17 protein-coding genes and 1 pseudogene are annotated in these 18,236 nt (G+C 70.2%); 13 read left to right on the top strand and 5 right to left on the bottom strand.

The genetic code is table 11. The features are described 5' to 3' along the window. Positions 1-38 precede the first annotated feature (38 nt). Both KV097_RS12550 and KV097_RS12545 read left to right on the top strand, forming a co-directional pair. Positions 39-1,235 (top strand): acyl-CoA dehydrogenase family protein, encoded by a 1,197-nt coding sequence (locus tag KV097_RS12550; RefSeq protein WP_220343882.1) that lies wholly within the window; start codon positions 39-41, stop codon positions 1,233-1,235. Positions 1,236-1,336: 101 nt separating this feature from the next. Further along, a complete protein-coding gene (locus KV097_RS12545) occupies positions 1,337-3,466 on the top strand; it encodes an ATP-dependent DNA helicase RecQ (RefSeq protein ID WP_220366070.1) in 2,130 nt (709 codons plus the stop codon). Between the two features lie 10 nt (positions 3,467-3,476). Here the strand turns inward: KV097_RS12545 and KV097_RS12540 are convergent, their stop codons facing one another. After that, the gene (locus KV097_RS12540) at positions 3,477-3,866 is read right to left on the bottom strand and encodes a hypothetical protein (RefSeq protein ID WP_220343884.1); all 390 of its coding nucleotides are present in this window, start codon (positions 3,864-3,866) and stop codon (positions 3,477-3,479) included. A gap of 339 nt (positions 3,867-4,205) precedes the next feature. Here KV097_RS12540 and KV097_RS12535 point away from each other — a divergent pair, with 339 nt between their 5' ends. Further along, positions 4,206-5,075 carry an excalibur calcium-binding domain-containing protein gene (locus tag KV097_RS12535; RefSeq protein WP_220366069.1) on the top strand — a complete coding sequence of 290 codons (870 nt, stop codon included), beginning with the start codon at positions 4,206-4,208 and terminating at the stop codon, positions 5,073-5,075. Between the two features lie 30 nt (positions 5,076-5,105). Here KV097_RS12535 and KV097_RS12530 read toward each other — a convergent pair whose 3' ends face one another. Further along, the gene (locus KV097_RS12530; RefSeq protein ID WP_220343886.1) at positions 5,106-7,496 is read right to left on the bottom strand and encodes a phosphoketolase; all 2,391 of its coding nucleotides are present in this window, start codon (positions 7,494-7,496) and stop codon (positions 5,106-5,108) included. After that, on the bottom strand, positions 7,493-8,785 hold the full coding sequence (locus KV097_RS12525) for an acetate/propionate family kinase (RefSeq protein ID WP_255559592.1): 1,293 nt from the start codon (positions 8,783-8,785) through the stop codon (positions 7,493-7,495). Before KV097_RS12525 ends, KV097_RS12530 begins: the two co-directional genes overlap by 4 nt. Before the next feature lie 125 nt (positions 8,786-8,910). Here KV097_RS12525 and KV097_RS12520 point away from each other — a divergent pair. From KV097_RS12520 to KV097_RS12490, 8 genes and pseudogenes are all read left to right on the top strand, one after another. Further along, positions 8,911-9,378 (top strand): annotated as a pseudogene (locus tag KV097_RS12520) (general stress protein); the annotation flags it as partial. Between the two features lie 191 nt (positions 9,379-9,569). Next, complete coding sequence (locus tag KV097_RS12515; RefSeq protein ID WP_308289419.1) at positions 9,570-10,628, top strand: DUF2332 family protein; 1,059 nt, start codon at positions 9,570-9,572, stop codon at positions 10,626-10,628. A gap of 53 nt (positions 10,629-10,681) precedes the next feature. Next, positions 10,682-11,251, top strand: coding sequence for a histidine phosphatase family protein (locus KV097_RS12510; protein ID WP_220366068.1), 570 nt, complete (start codon positions 10,682-10,684; stop codon positions 11,249-11,251). 48 nt (positions 11,252-11,299) lie between these two features. Then, a complete protein-coding gene (locus KV097_RS12505) occupies positions 11,300-11,662 on the top strand; it encodes a hypothetical protein (protein WP_220366067.1) in 363 nt (120 codons plus the stop codon). Between the two features lie 118 nt (positions 11,663-11,780). Then, positions 11,781-11,912 carry a hypothetical protein gene (locus KV097_RS19315; RefSeq protein WP_255559589.1) on the top strand — a complete coding sequence of 44 codons (132 nt, stop codon included), beginning with the start codon at positions 11,781-11,783 and terminating at the stop codon, positions 11,910-11,912. A 39-nt stretch (positions 11,913-11,951) separates the two neighbouring features. Continuing rightward, positions 11,952-12,488 (top strand): MaoC family dehydratase, encoded by a 537-nt coding sequence (locus tag KV097_RS12500; protein ID WP_220346386.1) that lies wholly within the window; start codon positions 11,952-11,954, stop codon positions 12,486-12,488. A gap of 58 nt (positions 12,489-12,546) precedes the next feature. After that, positions 12,547-13,011 (top strand): MarR family winged helix-turn-helix transcriptional regulator, encoded by a 465-nt coding sequence (locus KV097_RS12495; protein ID WP_220343891.1) that lies wholly within the window; start codon positions 12,547-12,549, stop codon positions 13,009-13,011. Next, positions 13,008-14,612 carry a DHA2 family efflux MFS transporter permease subunit gene (locus KV097_RS12490; RefSeq protein ID WP_220343892.1) on the top strand — a complete coding sequence of 535 codons (1,605 nt, stop codon included), beginning with the start codon at positions 13,008-13,010 and terminating at the stop codon, positions 14,610-14,612. Before KV097_RS12495 ends, KV097_RS12490 begins: the two co-directional genes overlap by 4 nt. A 40-nt stretch (positions 14,613-14,652) precedes the next feature. On the opposite strand, the gene KV097_RS12485 is transcribed toward KV097_RS12490, so the two are convergent. Next, positions 14,653-15,315, bottom strand: a complete 663-nt coding sequence (locus KV097_RS12485; protein WP_220343893.1) for a zeta toxin family protein — start codon at positions 15,313-15,315, stop codon at positions 14,653-14,655. Between the two features lie 63 nt (positions 15,316-15,378). Between KV097_RS12485 and KV097_RS12480 the strand changes: the two genes are divergently transcribed. After that, positions 15,379-16,221, top strand: a complete 843-nt coding sequence (locus KV097_RS12480; RefSeq protein ID WP_220366066.1) for a PHP domain-containing protein — start codon at positions 15,379-15,381, stop codon at positions 16,219-16,221. Positions 16,222-16,320: 99 nt separating this feature from the next. Beyond that, positions 16,321-17,229, top strand: coding sequence for a hypothetical protein (locus KV097_RS12475; protein WP_220346390.1), 909 nt, complete (start codon positions 16,321-16,323; stop codon positions 17,227-17,229). Here the strand turns inward: KV097_RS12475 and KV097_RS12470 are convergent. Beyond that, entirely contained in the window at positions 17,214-18,191 is a 978-nt protein-coding gene (locus tag KV097_RS12470; RefSeq protein WP_220366065.1) for a sulfotransferase, read from the bottom strand. The two genes, KV097_RS12475 and KV097_RS12470, sit on opposite strands and share 16 nt — an antisense overlap. Between the last annotated feature and the right edge of the window lie 45 nt (positions 18,192-18,236).

Here is an 18,236-nt window from a genome sequence, read left to right as displayed (position 1 = left end):
ACCCGCCAGCCCCGCCGTACGGAAGAAGAGAGAACACCATGGGCCGCCTGGTCACCACCGACGGACTGACCGACATCCAGCAGGAGATCCTCAAGACCGTCCGCGACTTCGTGGACAAGGAGATCCTCCCGGTCGCGACCGAGCTGGAGCACAAGGACGAGTACCCTCAGGCCATCGTCGACGGCCTGAAGGAGCTCGGCCTGTTCGGGCTCACGATCCCCGAGGAGTACGGCGGCCTCGGTGAGTCGCTGCTGACGTACGCGCTGGTGGTCGAGGAGATCGCGCGCGGGTGGATGAGTGTCTCCGGCGTCATCAACACGCACTTCATCGTCGCCTACATGCTCATGCACCACGGCACGGAGGAGCAGAAGCAGAAGTACCTCCCGCGGATGGCGACGGGCGAGGTGCGCGGTGCGTTCTCGATGTCGGAGCCGTCGCTCGGCTCGGACGTCTCGGCGGTCGCGACCAAGGCGACCAAGCAGGACGACGGGTCGTATAGCATCACCGGCCAGAAGATGTGGCTGACCAACGGTGGCTCGTCCAACCTCGTCGCGGTGCTGACCAAGACCGACGAGGGCGCGGACTCGGTCTACAAGAACATGACGACGTTCCTGATCGAGAAGGAGCCCGGCTTCGGCGAGACGGCCCAGGGGATCACCGTCCCCGGCAAGATCGACAAGATGGGCTACAAGGGCATCGACACGACCGAGATGATCCTGGAGAAGCACCAGATCTCGGCCGACCAGATCCTCGGCGGCGAGCCCGGCAAGGGCTTCTACCAGATGATGGACGGTGTCGAGGTCGGTCGCGTCAACGTCGGCGCCCGCGCTGTCGGCATCGCCAACCGCGCGTTCGAGCTCGGCATCGCCTACGCGCAGCAGCGCGAGACGTTCGGCAAGCCGATCGCCCAGCACCAGGCGATCCTGTTCCGGCTCGCCGAGATGGGCACCAAGGTCGAGACGGCGCACGCGATGGTCGTGCGCGCGGCGCGCAAGAAGGACGCCGGCGAGCGCAACGACGTCGAGGCCGGCATGGCCAAGATGGTCGCTTCGGAGTACTGCAACGAGGTCGTCGAGGCGTCGTTCCGCATCCACGGCGGCTACGGCTACTCCAAGGAGTACGAGATCGAGCGGCTCTACCGCGAGGCGGCGTTCATGCTCATCGGCGAGGGCACGAGCGACATCCAGAAGATGATCATCGGGCGCAGCCTGCTGAAGGACTACAAGCTCCGCTGACCGCCGCCGCGTCCCGGGTGCGAGCGCCCGGGACGCGGACGGACGGACGACCTGGGGACTCCGTACGCCGGGTGTCGCTGCGCGTGCGTACGGTGGACACCATGCCCCCCACCGCCGCTCCGTCCGCGCTGTCACCCTCTCGCGCCGCTGTCGCCGACCGTGTCATCGGTGCTCTCGCGGGGCCTGGTGCGAGCCTGCGCGGCGACCAGGTCGCCGCGGTCACCGCCCTGTGCGAGCCGCGCGCCCGCGTGCTGGTCGTCCAGGCGACCGGATGGGGCAAGTCCGCGGTCTACTGGGCGGCGACGGCGATCCGTCGCGACGAGGGCGCTGGCACGACGCTCGTCGTGTCCCCGCTGCTCTCGCTGATGCGAGACCAGGTCGCGGCCGCAGCCCGGGCCGGTCTGCGGGCCGAGACGCTCAACTCCTCCAACGTCGAGGAGTGGTCCCGGATCGAGCAGGCGCTGCGGGCCGGTGACGTCGACGTCCTGCTCGTCTCGCCCGAGCGCCTGGCCAACCCGGGCTTCGGGCGCCGGGTGCTCGACGCTCTCGCGGGCCACATCGGGCTGCTGGTCGTCGACGAGGCGCACGCGGTCTCCGACTGGGGTCACGACTTCCGCCCCGACTACCGTCGCGTCTCCGACGTCCTCCAGCGGCTCAATCCCGACACCCCGGTGCTCGCCACCACCGCGACCGCCAACGCCCGGGTCACCGACGACGTGGCGACGCAGCTCGGTGACGAGACGCTCGTGCTCCGCGGACCGCTCGCGCGCTCGAGCCTCGAGCTGTCGGTCGTCGACCGGTTGTCGCCGCTGGAGCGATACGCCTGGGTGGTCGACCACCTTCCGACGCTGCCCGGGTCCGGGATCGTCTACGCGCTCACCGTCGCGGATGCGCATCGGCTGACTGCCGCGGTCCGCGCGGTCCACGGTGACGCGGTGCCGGTCGCCGCCTACACGGGCCAGCTCGAGGCCGCCGAGCGCGAGCAGCTCGAGGACGCCCTGCGCGACAACCGAGTGAAGGCGCTGGTGGCGACCTCGGCGCTCGGGATGGGCTACGACAAGCCCGATCTCGGGTTCGTCGTGCACGTCGGTGCGCCGCCGTCGCCGGTGTCGTACTACCAGCAGGTCGGCCGTGCAGGGCGTGCGATCGAGCACGCTCACGCGGTGCTGCTGCCCTCGGGGGCCGACGACGGAGTGTGGGACTACTTCGCGACCGCCACCATCCCCGTCGCCGAGCAGGTCGAGCGGCTGCTCGAGGCGATGGCCGACGCCACGGTCGACGCGCCGGCCACCGTGGTGAGCCTCGAGGCCGAGACCGGGCTGCGGCGCGGGCGTGTCGAGCTCATGCTCAAGCAGCTGGCCGTCGACGGCGTCACCGAGCGGGTCGAGCGCGGCTGGGTGCGGACCACCACGCCGTGGTCGTACGACCGTGAGCACTACGACGGTGTCGTGGCGGTACGCCGTCGCGAGGCCGACATCATGCGCGCCTACACCCGTGGTGAGCGTTGCCTGATGCAGCTGCTCCAGGAGTCGCTGGACGATCCGGAGGCCGCCCCGTGCGGCCGCTGCTCGGTGTGCCGCGAGACGCTCCCCGAGGGGTTGGCGGCAGCCCCACGGGCCGAGACGGTCCGCACGGTGGCGGGGGTGCTGCGTGGTGAGGACCACCTGCTCGAGCCCCGCAAGATGTGGCCGGGCGGCTCCTTCGGCGTACGCGGGCGGATCGCCCCCGACCGTGCGGTCGAGCCGGGCCGTGCGCTCGTGCACGCCGACGCCCCCGAGTGGCGCGAGGCGGTCCGGGAGATGTTCGCTCGAGACGCGCCGGCGCCTCAGGAGGTGCTCGACGCGTGCGTCCAGGTCCTCGCTCGCTGGCGCTCGCAGTGGAGGTCTCGCCCTGAGGTCGCCGTGGCTCTGCCGGCGGCCGGGTTCGCCGAGCTCTCCGGCAGCATCGCCGACCACCTCGCCGCGGTGGGACGGCTCGACCGGGCTCACCTCGCGGTCGAGGCGCACCCGTCCGCGCAGGACATCCGCGAGCTGACCTCGTCCGACGAGGCGGCGCTGTGGCGCGACGCGGTGACGGTGCCGAGCGAGACCGCGGCAGCGGTCGCCGGCCGTACGGTGTTGCTGGTCGTGGACGCCTCGGCGTCACAGTGGCCGATCACGGTGGTCGGCGGAGCTCTGCGGGCGGCCGGGGCGTCGGCCGTGCTCCCGCTCCTGGTCCACCGTCGCGTGTGACCCCGGCGCCTCATCGCACGCCCACCCGGTCCCACCCGGTGACGAAGTCGTACATCGCCTCCGTCAGCCCGTGGTCGTGGGGCGAGGATGGGCGCCACCAGACGTCCAGCATCACCCACGCCAGCGCGCCGGTGCCCTTCTGGCTGCGGCCGAGCCTGCGGCGGACGGTCGTCGCGCCGTAGATCAGTCCTACCGGCAGCACGAGTGCGTGGGTCGCGTCCTCGACCGGCGGCCTGGCCGGCAGGATCCAGCCGGCCGTCACCGGCTTGCGCGACGTCGTGTACGTCATCAGACGGCCCTGCGTGCTCGCGACCCGGTTGTACACGTCCTCGGTGGGGATACGGCGGTGCTCGCAGGCGCTGATGAACGCCTGGACGTTCTCTCGTGCCTGGCTCTCCATGCCGGGAGGCTACGGGCGCCGTGTTACATCCGCGTCACAGCATGGTCGGCAGCACACGCCGTGTGCTGACTGTCACGCTCGAAGGTTCGGTCCGCCGACCGGGAGGCTCTGACAGTGGGCTGGCCTCGCGTCACCACGGCGGTGAGAACGTACGGGGGAGCCCTTGCATGGGCGATTAGTCTGGTTTTGGCCCTTTCTCGGGGTGAGTCCGATCGCTGACGTGCGTCGGCTGCGCCCCCCTGCCCCCGGCCGCGTGGTCGAGGTCTGGCGTGAGCTGATGCGCCATGCCCGTGCCGCGCTGCACGAGGGGCGTGCCGCCTCTGCTCGAAGGAGACCATCGTGAAGAACGCTGTCCGCGCGCTCGCGCTCGTGGGGTGTCTGGCGCTGATCGGCGCCGGGCTCTCGTCCGCCAGCGCGACACCAGTGCCGACCGCCACTCCCAGCGTGGCCGACGCGAAGAGGGCCAGCACGATCTCGGCCAAGACCCTGCTGAAGAGGCTGACGGTGCGCAGCGAGACGCGCGCCGGCTACGCGCGCGCCAAGTTCGGCCGCGGCTGGAAGGCACAGGGGAAGGGCTGTGACACGAGGGCCGTCGTGCTCAGAAGCGAGTCGAAGTCCCGCACCACACAGACCCGAAACTGCACAATCAAGCGCGGCAAATGGCGCAGCCAGTACGACGGCCGGGTCGTGCGACGTGCCTCCAAGCTCGACATCGACCACCGTGTGCCGCTGGCCGAAGCCTGGGACAGCGGCGCCAAGAAGTGGACCAAAAAGACCCGGATCGCCTACGCGAACGACCTCGGATATGCCGAGTCCCTCGTCGCGGTGACCGCGCGCTCCAACCGGGCCAAGGGTGACGGCGACATCGCCCAGTGGCTGCCCAGCAAGTCCAGGTGCTCCTACGCCGCCCGCTACGTGGCCGTGAAGTACCGGTGGCGGCTCGCCGTCGACAAGCGTGAGAAGCGGGCCATCACCCGCGTGTTCTCCGGCTGCGGTAGGCGCGGCCTGAAGGTTGCCAAGCCCGGGCGGGCGAGCGTCAAGACCGGCGGAAACAGCGCACCCGCGCCGCCGCCCTCGAGCAACGATCCACGCTTCGGCACCTGCGGCGTAGCCATCGCCCATGGCTACGGCCCCTACTACCGGGGGAGGGACCCGGAGTACTCCTGGTACATCGACCGCGACAGGGACGGCATCGTCTGCGAGCGGTAAGCGCGTCGGACGGCGAGGGGCACGCGGGGATCAGGTGGCCGGGTTGAGAACCCAGTCCTTCACCTCGGGCATGTCCTCGAGGTGCTCCCGCACATAGGTGCGGTGCCTCTCGAGCATCTGCTGGCAGTGCTCCCGCAGCTCCTGCGCGTTCTCCGGCGTCGCGTGGGCGTTGTTGAGGACGTCTTCGACGAGCTGGTAGCGCGACATGTGGTTGAGCACCGTCATGTCGAAAGGCGTCGTCGTGGTGCCCTGCTCGATGAAGCCACGGACGTGGAAGCGGTCGGCGTCCGGCCGGCCGTGCACCAGCTTGTGGATCGCGCCGTGGTAGCCGTGGAAGGCGAAGAGCACGTCCACGTCCTCGGTGAAGAGCGCGGCGAACTCCGACTCCGACATCCCGTGCGGGTGGTCCTTCTGCCGCGGCAACGTCATGAGGTCGACGACGTTGACCACGCGGACGGTGAGGTCCGGCACCCACTCCTTGAGCAGCTGCGCCGCCGCGACCGTCTCTGCCGTGGGCACGTCGCCGGCGCACGCCATCACGATGTCGGGCTTCTTGGAGCCGTCGTCGTTGCCGGCCCACTCCCAGATGCCGGCGCCCTTCTCGCAGTGCTCGGCGGCCTCGTCGATCGAGAGGTACTGGAGGTGAGGCTGCTTGTCGATCGCGATGAGGTTGACGTACGACCGGGACCGGAAGCAGTGGTCGGCGACCGACAGCAGGCAGTTGGCGTCCGGCGGCAGGTAGACCCTCGAGACGATGCCGCGCATGTTGAGCACCACGTTGATCAGCCCCGGCCCCTGGTGCGAGAAGCCGTTGTGGTCGTTGCGCCACGTCGTCGACGTCAGCAGGATGTTGAGGCTGGGGATCTTCGCGCGCCACGGCAGGTGGCTCGCCTCCTCGAGCCACTTCGCGTGCTGCACGGTCATCGAGGCGCTCACCATGGCGAACGACTCGTACGTCGCGAACAGACCGTGACGCCCGGTCAGGGTGTAGCCCTCGAGCCAACCCTGGCAGTTGTGCTCGCTCAGGACCTCCATCACCCGTCCGTCGCGGGAGAGCTTCACGTCGTCCGGCGTGACCCGCTCCATGAAGGCGCGATCACTGACCTCGAACACCGCTCCGAGCCGGTTGGAGTTGGTCTCGTCCGGGCAGTAGAGCCGGAAGTTGTCCGGGTTGTCGCGATAGATGTCGGCCATCATCGCGCCGAGGACGCGGGTGTTCTCGAAGCGTTCGGCGGCGGGGTTGAGGACCTCGATCGCGTAGTCGGTGAAAGGCCGCAGGGCGAGGTCTTTCGTGAGCACCCCGCCGTTGGCGACCGGGTTCGCGCTCATCCGGAGGTCACCCTCGGGGTTGTTCGCCTCGACCTGAGCACTCGGGTGTCCGTCGGGGAACAGCTCGTCCGGCCCGTACGACCGCATCCACGACTCCAGGATCGCGAGGTGCTCCGCGTTCTGACGGACATCAGACATCGGCACCTGGTGCGCGCGCCAGTTGCCCTCGATCGTCACGCCGTCGACCTCGTGCGGGCCCGTCCAGCCCTTGGGCGTACGCATCACGATCATCGGCCATCTCGGCATCTCGCCGTCCCAGTCACCGCCACGGGCGGCTTCCTGGATCGCCCGGATCTTGCCGTACGCCTCGGCGAGCACCGCGGCGAAGCGCTGGTGCATACCCGGCAGGTCGGACCCCTCGATCTCGAGCACGTCGTAGCCGTGGCCGGTGAAGAGCTCCCGCACCTCCTCGGGGGGCTTGCGGCCAAGCACGGTCGGACTGGCGATCTTGCCGTCGTTGAGGTGGAGGATCGGGAGCACGGCGCCGTCGCGGGCGGGGTTGAGGAACGAGATCCCCTTCCAGGAGCCCTCGAGCGGACCGGTCTCGGCCTCACCGTCTCCGACCACGGCGACCGCGAGCAGGTCCGGGTTGTCGAAGACCGCGCCGAAGGCGTGGATGAGGACGTAACCGAGCTCGCCGCCCTCGTGGATCGATCCGGGCGTCGTCACCGAGACGTGGCTGGGGATGCCGCCCGGTGTGGAGAACTGGCGGCAGAGCCGAGTCAGGCCCTCGGTGTCGAGAGAGACCTCGGGATAGACCTCGGAGTAGGTGCCCTCCAGGTAGCCGGCCGCGACCACTGCCGGGCCGCCGTGCCCAGGCCCCGACAGATAGATCGAGGACTGCCCGGTCTGGCGGATCAGCCGGTTCATGTGGGCGTAGACGAAGGACTGCCCCGGGCTCGTTCCCCAGTGCCCGAGCAGGCGCGGCTTGATGTCGTCGGCCGACAGCGGACGCTCGAGCAGGACGTTGCTCTTCAGGTAGATCTGGGCGACCGTGAGGTAGTTGGCCGCTCGCCACCACGCGTCGAGGGTGGCGACCTCCTCGTCGGTGGGGTTCGCGAACGCGGTCATGTCGATGGTCGTCTCGGTCATGCGTTCTCCTTGGCTTCGGAGTGGTCCGCTGCAGCGGCCGGTCGCGCGGGCGAGCCCGTGCGCACCAGGGCGACGGTGTGGTGCGCGATCTCGGCCTCCTCGTCGGTGGGCACGACCGCGACCCGGATCGGCCCCCCTCCGACGACGAGCCCGTCGTCGGGCACGGAGAGCGCGTTGCGCGAGGGATCGATCTCGATGCCGAGGTGCGCGAGCGGCGTGCACACCTCGGCCCGGAAGCTCGGGTCGTTCTCACCGATCCCCGCGGTGAACACGACGGCGTGCACACCGGGGACGGTCGCGAGGTAGGCGCCGATGTAGTGGCGGATGCGGTACGCGGCGAGCGCGAGCGCTGCCCGCGCGTCCTCGTCGCCGGCCTCGGCGAGGGACTGAACCTTGGCCATGTCGGACTCGCCGCTGAGCCCGAGCAGACCGCTGCGTCGCTCGAGGAGGGTGGCGACCTCCGCTGTGGACATGCCGACCGTGTCCAGCAGGAACAGCACGGCGGACGCGTCGATGTCGCCGGCCCGTGTCCCCATGACGAGGCCGGACAACGGCGTGAAGCCCATCGACGTGTCGACGCTGCGTCCGCCGCGCACGGCGGTGATCGACGCACCGTTGCCGAGGTGGCAGACGATGAGGTTGACCTCAGCCGGCGGGACGCCGAGCAACGCCGCCGTCCGCCCGGTGACGTACTCGACCGACGTCCCGTGGAAGCCGTACCGGCGCAGCTGGTGCTCGGCGGCGAGCTCCTGCGGGATCGCGAACGTGTAGGCCTCCCACGGGAGCGTCGCGTGGAAGGCGGTGTCGAACACCGCGACCTGCGGGAGGTCGCGGTCGCGCTCCTTCATCAGCCGGATGCACTCGACCGCGACGGGGTTGTGCAGGGGCGCGAGCGAGGAGAGCGCGTCGATGCGCGCCAGGATGTCGTCGTCGACCACGACCGGCGTGCTGAACTCCGTGCCGCCGTGGACGACGCGGTGACCTGCTCCGATCAGCCCGTCGAGGCGCGCGCCGGCCTCGTCGAACCGCTGGAACATCGCAGCGATCGCGTCGGCGTACGAAGCGCCGGGCAACGGTCTCTCGACGGGGTCCGACCCGGTCACCTGATAGCGCAGCGAGGTGCCGTCGTGGCCGATGCGGGAGACGATGCCCCGCCCCAGCCGCACCCCTGAGCTCGCATCGCGCAGCTCGTACTTCAGCGATGACGAGCCCGCATTGACGACGAGCACCGTCTCGTCCGGCATCCGGCCCTCCTTGGGCATCATCCGTGGCGCCGGCGGCACCCTCATCGTGTCAGTCTGTCGTCGCCCGCAGCCGCGCGCACGCCGAGAGACACGCCACCTGGACACTACATGCAGCGCACGCCGCAACTGATGTCACTAGGGTGAGGGACAGTCGAGAAAAAGGGGCAGCGATGGCGCAGCAGCAAGGCAGAGAAGGCTTCACGCTCGAGTACCCGCAGCACCTGGCGTACTTCGACAAGTACGTCGATGCGCAGCGCGCGGTGGACTACTTGTCGGATCAGCGGTTCCCGGTCGAGAACACGATGATCGTGGGCAGCGACCTCAAGCAGGTCGAGCGCGTCACGGGTCGCCTCACCTGGGGCAGGGTCGCAGGTTACGGTGCGGCGACGGGCGCCTGGCTGGGTCTCCTCCTGGGTCTGATCGTGGGCATCTTCGCCGAGCCGGGTCGTTGGCTCGCCGTTGTGCTGTCAGCCATCCTCATCGGTCTCGTCTTCGGCGTGATCTGGGGCCTCATCGGCTACGCGTTCACGCACGGACGCCGTGACTTCACCTCCGTCTCCCAGGTGGTGGCATCCCGGTACGAGCTCCTCGTCGAGCACAAGTTCCTCGCCGACGGGCAGCGGGTCCTCTCCGGGCTCATCCACCCGGCGACCCAGCAGCAGCCTCAGCACGCGGCGGACGTGGCACGGCCGGGAGGTCAGGGCCACCAAGACCTGAGCCAGGGCCAGGACCCGAGCCAGGGCCAGGACCCGAGCCAGGGCCAGCCGCCGAGCCAGCCCTCGCCGACCCAGCCCCCGTCGACCCAGCCCCCGTCGGCCCCGCCAGGGGCGTGACCACGCCTGGCGTCGAACACGCTGCGCACGCGCTGGCCTGGCAGGCCCGGGCCTGCGGACGGCTCGGCTCGCCGATGTACGAGGGGATGCTCACGGCGCTCGCCGACGACGTCGTGGCAGGGGGACCGGCCCGCGCCGCTTTCGGTGACCTGGTGAGCGACGGGGCCGAGCTCCCCTCGGTGCCCGGCCTGCGCCTCGCGGGTGGGCTCCACCGGCTGGTTCTCGAGGGTGAGGCGCCGGGTCTCGAGGAGTTCTACCCGAGCGTCGGTGGCCGGTGGGATCTCGGGGGTGCCTGGCACCACGTGCTGGCCGTGATCGATCAGCACGGCGCCACGCTGCGTCGCGCCCTCGACCTCACGCCGCAGACCAACGAGGTCGGACGCTCGGCCGCGCTCGTCGGCGGCCTGCTCCGGACCGCCGATCGGTTCGCGCTGCCCGTGCGACTGCTCGAGATCGGGGCGAGCGCGGGGCTGAACCTTCGCGCGGACCACTTCCGGTTCGGGTCGCCCTCGGGCTGGTGGGGCCCTGCGGACTCGCCTGTCGTGATGGCCGACGCCTGGGCCGGGCCGCTGCCGCCGGTGGACGCTCCGCTCGAGGTGGTCGAGCGACGCGGCTTCGACCTCGCGCCGCTGGACGTCGCGCGCGCCGAGGACCGACGCACGCTGGAGGCCTACACATGGCCGGACATGACCGAGCGGCTGGTCCGCCTGCGCGCGGCATGCGAGGTTGCGGCCGACGTCCCGGCCGTGGTCGAGCGCTCGAGCGCCGGGGACGCCCTCGACGCGGTCGAGCTGGAGCGAGGGGTGGCGACCGTGGTGTGGCACTCGGTGATGTGGCAGTACGTGGGCAAGGCCGAGCGCGCGCGGGTCGACGCCCGGATCGCAGCGCTGGCGGAGCAGGCGGATCCGGACCGCGTGCTCGCCCGCGTGACGCTCGAGGACAGTGGGGAGGTCGACGGGACGTATTCGGTGGTCCTCACGACCTGGCCGTTCGGCGAGGTCACCGTGATCGGTGCTGCCCCGCCCCATGGCTTGCCGACGACCTGGACAGGCTGACGAGACAGACACGGACGGGACAGACATGGAGGAGACGGCATGAGGGAGACGGCATGAGCGCGGCACTCTGGATGGTCCGCCACGGACCGACGGAGTGGGCCCGCGACGGCCGCCACACCAGTCGTACGGATCTCCCGCTCCTGCCGGAGGGCGAGGAACGGGCGCGCGAGCTGGTGCCGCGTCTCGCCACGGCGTCCTTCTCGCTCGTCCTCACCAGCCCTCGTCTGCGTGCCCGCCGGACGGCGGCACTGGCAGGCTTCCCCGACGCCGAGGTCGAGCCCGACCTCGCCGAGTGGGACTACGGAGAGCACGAGGGCCTGACCACGCCGCAGATCCGTGAGAAGACCCCGGGTTGGACCGTCTGGTCCCACGGCGCCGGGACGGTGGGCGGCGAGACGCCGGAGCAGGTCACGGCCCGGCTCGACCGGGTCGTGGCGCGGGTACGCGCCACGGACGGGGTCGTGCTGGTGTTCGGGCACGGTCACGCACTGCGCGGGCTGGCCGCCCGTTTCCTCGACGAGCCGCTGCGGTTCGGCGCGCGCCTCGCCCTCGGAACGGCGACGCTGTCGGTGCTGGGCTACGAGCACGGGAGCGATGCGGTGATCGAGCGCTGGAACTGCTGACCTCCCGGGAGAGGGGGCCCGCGTGGAATCGCTGTTCTGGATCGTCCTGTGCGCCGCGATCGCCCCCGTCGTGGCGGCGACGGACCGGAGCGAGCAGTTCTGTCGCTCGTGCTCTTCGGCGTAGCGGCTGTGCTGGTCGCGGTCGTACCGACGAGGCTGCTCCCGCCGGCGTCGGTGATCCCGGGCCTCGTCCGCGCCGGCGCCGAGACGACGGCACAGACGACCGTACGCTTCACCGTGCTGCTCCTGGTGTCCCTGAGCGCGCTCGCCGTGGTCGTCCAGCTGGACACCATCCTGGCCGCTTCGCGGCTGGGTTCATCCTTCGACGGGCACTGCCCGGAGGGGACGAGCGGCTCGAGACCAAGATCAACGGGCTCGCGTTCGGCCTCCTCATCCCGGTCTTCTTCGTGACCTCCGGAATGGCGATCGACCCCGGCGCCGTGCGACTCCGTACGGGTGTCTCTGTTGGCCTCGACCGGCCTGCCGCTCATGGTTCGCGGTCAGCACGGTCGCGGTGGACGCGGGCGAGATGACCCAGACGACGGCGTCGATCCTCGTCGCGGGAGGCACGATCACGGTTCTTCTGCTGCCGAAGACGGCGACCCTGCTCGCCCGGCAGGAGGCCACCCGACCCGAGAAGCCGGAGGCGGATCGGTCATGATGTCAGCGCCCCCAGGGTTCAACGACGCGAGGAGTCCCCATGCAGTTCGGCCGCAGCTACGAGGAGTTCGAGGTCGGCGCCACCTACAAGCACTGGCCAGGGAAGACGGTCACCGAGTACGACGACCACCTCTTCTGCCTGCTGACCATGAACCACCACCCGCTGCACATGGACGTGAACTACGCCGAGAAGACGACGCAGTTCGGCAAGAACGTGGTGGTCGGCAACTACGTCTACTCGTTGCTCCTCGGCATGAGCGTCCCGGACATCTCGGGCAAGGCCATCGCCAACCTCGAGGTCGAGTCGCTGCGTCACGTCGCGCCGACCTTCCACGGCGACACCATCTACGGCGAGACGACCGTGCTGGACAAGTGGGAGAGCAAGAGCAAAGACGACCGTGGCGTCGTCTACGTCGAGACGATCGGCTACAACCAGGACGGCAAGGTCGTCTGCGTCTTCCGCCGGAAGGTCATGGTCCCGAAGGACAACTACCTGGAGTCCCGCGGCGGCGAGCAGCCGGCGCGGCCCGTGCCGCAGCCCGACAAGAACTGGGCAGGCCCGGCAGCCGCACAGTGATCTACCTCACGCATCTCTCGCGTAGGTGAAACTGTTGCGCTGACGTTAATATCGTCCGGTGACGACACCCGAGTCCCTCGCCGGCCGCCTGGAGGAGTTCTTCCTCCAGGTGGCCGCGCGCTGCGAAGGCGATGCGGTCGACGCGTTCGCCGCTCTCGACCTGTCCGCGACCCAGTCGCGGACGCTCCTCATGATCTCGAGCCGGCCAGGGACCACCCAGATCAGTGACGTCGCCCGCGCGGTCGGCGTCTCGGTGGCCGCGGCGGGACGCGCCGTCGACCAGCTGGTCGGCGCTGGCCTGGTCTGCCGGAACGAGTGTGCCGATGATCGTCGCGTCCGTCTGGTGACGCTGACCGACCGGGGGCGCGAGCTCGTCGGCCGCCAGCTGCAGACCAAGCGCGCCGCGCTCCAAGAAATCGCTCGCGAGCTGTCGGAGCCCACACGTAGCCTTCTTGATCGCGCGCTACGCGCCGCGCTCTCCGAACGCCAACCCACCACCCCGGCTAAGGACCCTCACCCATGAGTCAAGACACCCAGACGCCGACCGGCGGACCTGGCCCCGGCAACGCACCCGGAGATGGTGACAGGCTCGACGCGGCTGTCCTCAAGATCGCCGGCGTGGTCGTGCTCGGCGCGATCATGTCGATCCTCGACATCACCGTGGTGAGCGTCGCGCTGCCCACCTTCCAGAACGAGTTCGACGCCACCTACGCACAGGTCGCGTGGACCATGACGGCCTACACGCTCGCGCTCGCGACCGTGATCCCGCTCACCGGCTGGGCCGCCGACCGGTTCGGCACCAAGCGCCTCTACATGATGGCGCTGGTCCTGTTCACCGCCGGCTCCGTCCTCTGCAGCCTCGCTGGAGGCATCACCGAGCTCGTGGTCTTCCGCGTGATCCAGGGCCTCGGCGGCGGCATGCTGATGCCGCTCGGCATGACGATCATGACGAGGGCGGCGGGCCCGCACCGGATCGGTCGAGTGATGGCCGTCCTCGGCATCCCGATGCTGCTCGGCCCGATCGGTGGCCCCATCCTCGGTGGATGGCTGATCGAGAGCCTCACCTGGCACTGGATCTTCCTGATCAACCTCCCGATCGGCATCGTCGCTCTCTTCTACGCCTGGCGCGTGCTGCCCAAGGACAACCCGCAGCCGTCTCAGTCCTTCGACTGGACCGGCATGATCCTGCTGTCGCCGGGTCTCGCACTGTTCCTCTTCGGCGTCTCCTCGATCCCCGAGGAGGGCACCGTCTGGGCCAGCAAGGTCCTCGTGACCGCTGCGGTCGGGGTCGTCTTGATCGTGGCGTTCGTGTTCCACGCTTTCCGGCCTGAGCACCCGCTGGTCGACCTGCGTCTCTTCAAGCACCGCAACCTCACGGTCGCCGTGATCACGATGGCGTGCTTCGCGATCGCGTTCTTCGGTGCCAGCATCCTGTTCGCCGCCTACTTCCTGCAGGTCCGCGGCGAGTCCACGCTGGTCGCCGGCCTGCTCCTGGCGCCCCAGGGCCTCGGCGCGATGCTCACGATGCCGGTCGGCGGCGCACTCGTCGACCGGATCGGTCCGGGCAAGGTGGTGCTCACCGGTCTCGCGCTCACCACCGCGGGCATGGCCGGCTTCACGCAGGTCGGCGCCGACACCTCCTACCCGTTCCTTCTCAGCGCCCTGTTCGTGATGGGTCTCGGAATGGGTCTGACGATGATGCCGACGATGACCGCGGCGCTCGCCACCCTGACCGAGCACACGATCGCCCGGGGCTCGACCTTGATGAACATCATTCAGCAGGTCGCGGCGTCCATCGGGACCGCGGTGTTCTCGGTGGTGCTGACCAACCAGCTCACGGGCGGCACGACGGTCGCCGAGGCCACCGGCGCGCCGGTGACCAAGGAGACCGACGTGCCTCTGTCCGGCCTCGCGATCGAGTCCTGGGACGACCCGTCCCTCCTGGAGACCATCCCCGCCGCGCTGATCCGTCAGGGGTTCGGCGAGGCGGCGGACGCCTTCGGCACGTCGTTCGTCCTGGCCACGGTGCTCATCGGGCTCACGCTCGTCCCGGCGTTCTTCCTCCCGCGCAGGCGGATCGAGCGCGTGGGCGAGGACTCCCGGACCCCGGTGGTCGTGCACTGACCTGGCCGCTGACCCGCACGCCACGGTGGTGGGTGCGTGCTCACCGAACGAGGGTCGGTGACCACGGACCCGCCACCGTCGTGCATTCGGAGACCGGGCCCGCGTTGTCGATGACGTGCGTCGCTCGTTCGTGAGGGGCGTACATCGAGAGATAGAGGCGTTGGCCCCCGACGTAACGTCGGAGCAGCGGGTGCGCGGGATCGTCGGGCGTGCCGTCGCGCTCCGCCATCCGGCGTACCGATTCGTCGACCGGGACGTCGAGGAACACCGAGAGGTCCCAGCGTCGGACGAGCTCGTCGCGGTGGAGGAACAGGCCTTCGACGATCACGACGGCGTCGGTCGGGACCTCGAGCGGGTCGGCAACGACGGCGGTGTCCGAGCGGTGGTCGAAGTGACGGGTGACGATGCGCCGCGTGCCGCCCGGAAGGAGTGGGTCGAGCACCTTCTCCCTCAGCGCGGCCAGGTCGTAGGAGTCGTGCAGGAACCCTGCCGGGGAGTGGCGACCTCGGTGGTGCCGGACCCGGCGCGGATTCAAGAAGTCGTCCTCGTGGACGACGACGGCCGCGCGGCCTTCCTTGGTGACGGAGGCGGCGAGCGCCGTCGCGAACGTCGTCTTGCCGCTGCCGTCCATGCCGTCGACAGCCAGGAGCGCCGGGCGGTCGCGCGAAGGGGTCTGCTCGACGAGCCAGGCGAAGAGATCCACCTTCCGACCGTATCGACACCGTTGCGTTCCGCCGGGGTGCACGGTCGCCGGTAACCTGACCGCGTGCTCATCGACCTCCACACCCACTCTCGTCGGTCCGACGGCACCGACAGCCCGACCGAGCTCGTGGAGAACGCGGCGCGGGCGGGCCTCGACGTGGTGGCGTTGACCGACCACGACGCGATGACGGGCTGGGGGGAGGCGCAGACCGCAGCCGACCGGGTGGGCATCACCCTCGTCAAAGGGCTCGAGATCTCGTGCCGTTATCGCTACAAGGGGGTGCACCTCCTCGGGTACGAGCCCGACCCCACCGACCCCAGCCTCCTCGCCGAGCTTGAGCGGGTGCTGCGCGGACGGCAGGACCGCCTTCCGAAGACGATCGCCAAGCTGCAGGACCTCGACATCCCGATCACCGAGGCCGACGTCCTCGCGGTCTCGGGTGACGCCGCAGCGACGGGCCGACCGCACGTGGCCGACGCTCTCATCGCGATGGGTGTCGTCGGCAACCGTGACGAGGCGTTCGAGCGCTACCTGATGCCGGGCCGACCGGCGTACGTCGACCGGTACGCGGCGCACCTCGAGGAGATGATCCGGCTGCTGATCGACGCAGGAGGCAGGCCCGTGATCGCGCACCCGTGGACGCGGCAGAGCCGGTCGGTGCTGACCGAGGAGGTCATCGCCGACCTGGCCGAGCTGGGACTGGTCGGGCTCGAGGTCGACCACAACGACCACGACGCCGGCACCCGGACTCGCCTGCGCGAGATCGCACGAGAGCTCGACCTCGTGGTGACGGGCTCGAGCGACTACCACGGGACGGGCAAGGTCGGCTACGACCTGGGCGTCAACACGACCGTGCCCGACCAGGCCGTCCGCCTTCTCGAGGATCGCATCACGTTGAACCGGTGAGAGAATCCGTCGCCCGCCGTCGCAGGCGAGCCGCCGAGCGGCACACCTCGGCGAGCGAAACCCGCGACCCAACTGCAGTGGATCGGTAGACTTAAAATCGTGACTACCATCGTCGAACGGACCCTTCCTCGCTTCGACGGCGCCGAGGTCGTCGTCGAGGCCCCCGCACCAGGCCCCGGCAACTGGGCCGGTGCGCCGGCCGCGATCTACGCCGACGGCGCGTTCTGGCTGGCCTACCGCGTCCGCCGCCCGATCCACGCCGGCCGCGGCGTCAGCGTGGTGGTCGCCCGCTCGGACGACGGCGTGCGGTTCGAGCCGGTGGCCGAGATCTACCGCGACGACTTCGCCGCCGAGTCGTTCGAGCGGCCGGCGCTGGTGCACCGGGGAGAGGCCGGATGGCGGATCTACCTGAGCTGCGCGACCCCGGGCTCCAAGCACTGGTGGATCGAGGCGGTGGACGCGGCGACGCCCGAGGGACTGGAGGCCGGACACCGTACGGTCGTCCTCCCCGGTGACGAGAGGGTGGGCGTCAAGGACCCTGTCGTGCTCCTCGACGAGGACGGATGGCACATGTGGGTGTGCTGCCACCCGCTCGACGTCCCTGGGGCCGAGGACCGCATGACGACCCGCTACGCGACGAGCGACGACGGACTGTCGTGGGTCGACCGCGGGGCCGTGCTCACACCCACTCCGGGCGGGTGGGACGAGCGAGGTGCGCGCGTCACCGCCGTTCTCGATCGCGCCCCCCTCACCGTGCTGTACGACGGGCGCGCCGACGCCGCGTCCAACTGGTTCGAGCGGACCGGGCTGGCTCAGGAGCGGGCTGTCCCCGGCGTGCTCGAGCCTGTCGGTGACGCGCCGGTGGCGGCCTCGCCGGAGTCCGACGGTGCGCTGCGCTACGCCAGCGCCGTGCGCCTGCCCGACGGACGCACCCGCTTCTACTTCGAGGCCGCCCGGCCCGACGGCGCGCACGACCTCATGACGTCGATCGCTCAGCCCGGCGTCTGAGCGACCCGCGCGGCGAACGATCCCAGGCTCTCGGTGCCACGCCAGTCGTCGAAGGACTGTCCGGTGACCTTCTCCAGCAGCTCGATGTCGTCGAGGTAGGTCTCGACCAGCGCGGCCCGCGCGTCCTTCGCGAGCGCCGGGCGGGTGGTGTCCCCGCGCCAGTGCATCGCGGCGACCAGCGGCTTGCTCGCGTGGCGCCAGACCTTCGGTGGGACGAGCGCCCCGGCACGAGCGCCGGCGCGCATCGCCCGCGCTGTCAGGTCGTGGACGGCCCCGGGGGCGGCGTACGGCCGTGAGTTGTCGCGAGGGATGTGGGTGACGAGGCCCGGCTCCAGACCCAGGAAGACACAGACACGGTCGAGCGTCGCGGCAGGCTCCTGGACGAGGTCGCGATAGCGCAGGACGAGGATGCGGTCGGCGTCGACGTGGCGGTAGAGGTCCTCCAGCTGCCTGCCGTAGAGGCCGAGCCGGCGGTAGTGCCAGAACGGAGCCCATCCGTCCGCGACCCGCTCGTCCTCCCTCGCGAACGCCTCGACGAAGTCACCGACGGGCTCCAGCCCGTCGGACCACAGGTGCATCCAGTTCGAGTAGGCGCGGTCCACGGGGTCCCGCACGACGGCGACCAGACGGGCGTCGGGCAGCTCCTCGGCGATGCGCCGGCGGGCGTTGCGCAGATAGAGGTAGAACGGCGTGCTCTCCAGCCGTACGGCGTTCCCGGGTGCCGCGGCGAACAACGCCTCGTAGTCCTCTCGTCGCCACACCCACTCCTGCTGGCTGTGCGCGTCACCGGGGCCGCGGTACGACGGCGGAGGAGCGTCGGCGCACATGAAGTACTTCGGCTCCTTGGGCCGGCTCGAGAACACCTGCGGGTGCAGTGCGAGCGCGGCGTGCAGCGCGCTCGTCCCCGCCTTCGGCGCGCCCACGAGCAGGGCGTCAGGGCGAGGTGTACGGAAGCTCCCCATGGCCAAATCGTAGGAACCGTTCCCGGGAGAGTCGAGAGTTTCGGT

This window comes from Mumia sp. zg.B17 (assembly GCF_019550915.1).
GTDB lineage: Bacteria > Actinomycetota > Actinomycetes > Propionibacteriales > Nocardioidaceae > Mumia.
Note: the sequence above shows the minus strand (reverse complement) of the source record. Positions and strands in the feature narration are given on the sequence as shown.

Bases quoted from the DNA above. Each gene is read 5' to 3' on its own strand.
- KV097_RS12550 (WP_220343882.1), top strand. From the start codon at position 39: ATGGGCCGCCTGGTCACCACCGACGGACTGACCGACATCCAGCAGGAG.
- KV097_RS12510 (WP_220366068.1), top strand. From the start codon at position 10,682: ATGAGCGCGGCACTCTGGATGGTCCGCCACGGACCGACGGAGTGGGCC.
- KV097_RS12490 (WP_220343892.1), top strand. From the start codon at position 13,008: ATGAGTCAAGACACCCAGACGCCGACCGGCGGACCTGGCCCCGGCAAC.
- KV097_RS12500 (WP_220346386.1), top strand. From the start codon at position 11,952: ATGCAGTTCGGCCGCAGCTACGAGGAGTTCGAGGTCGGCGCCACCTAC.
- KV097_RS12530 (WP_220343886.1), bottom strand. From the start codon at position 7,496: ATGACCGAGACGACCATCGACATGACCGCGTTCGCGAACCCCACCGAC.
- KV097_RS12540 (WP_220343884.1), bottom strand. From the start codon at position 3,866: ATGGAGAGCCAGGCACGAGAGAACGTCCAGGCGTTCATCAGCGCCTGC.
- KV097_RS12470 (WP_220366065.1), bottom strand. From the start codon at position 18,191: ATGGGGAGCTTCCGTACACCTCGCCCTGACGCCCTGCTCGTGGGCGCG.
- KV097_RS12525 (WP_255559592.1), bottom strand. From the start codon at position 8,785: ATGAGGGTGCCGCCGGCGCCACGGATGATGCCCAAGGAGGGCCGGATG.
- KV097_RS12545 (WP_220366070.1), top strand. From the start codon at position 1,337: ATGCCCCCCACCGCCGCTCCGTCCGCGCTGTCACCCTCTCGCGCCGCT.
- KV097_RS19315 (WP_255559589.1), top strand. From the start codon at position 11,781: ATGACCCAGACGACGGCGTCGATCCTCGTCGCGGGAGGCACGATCACG.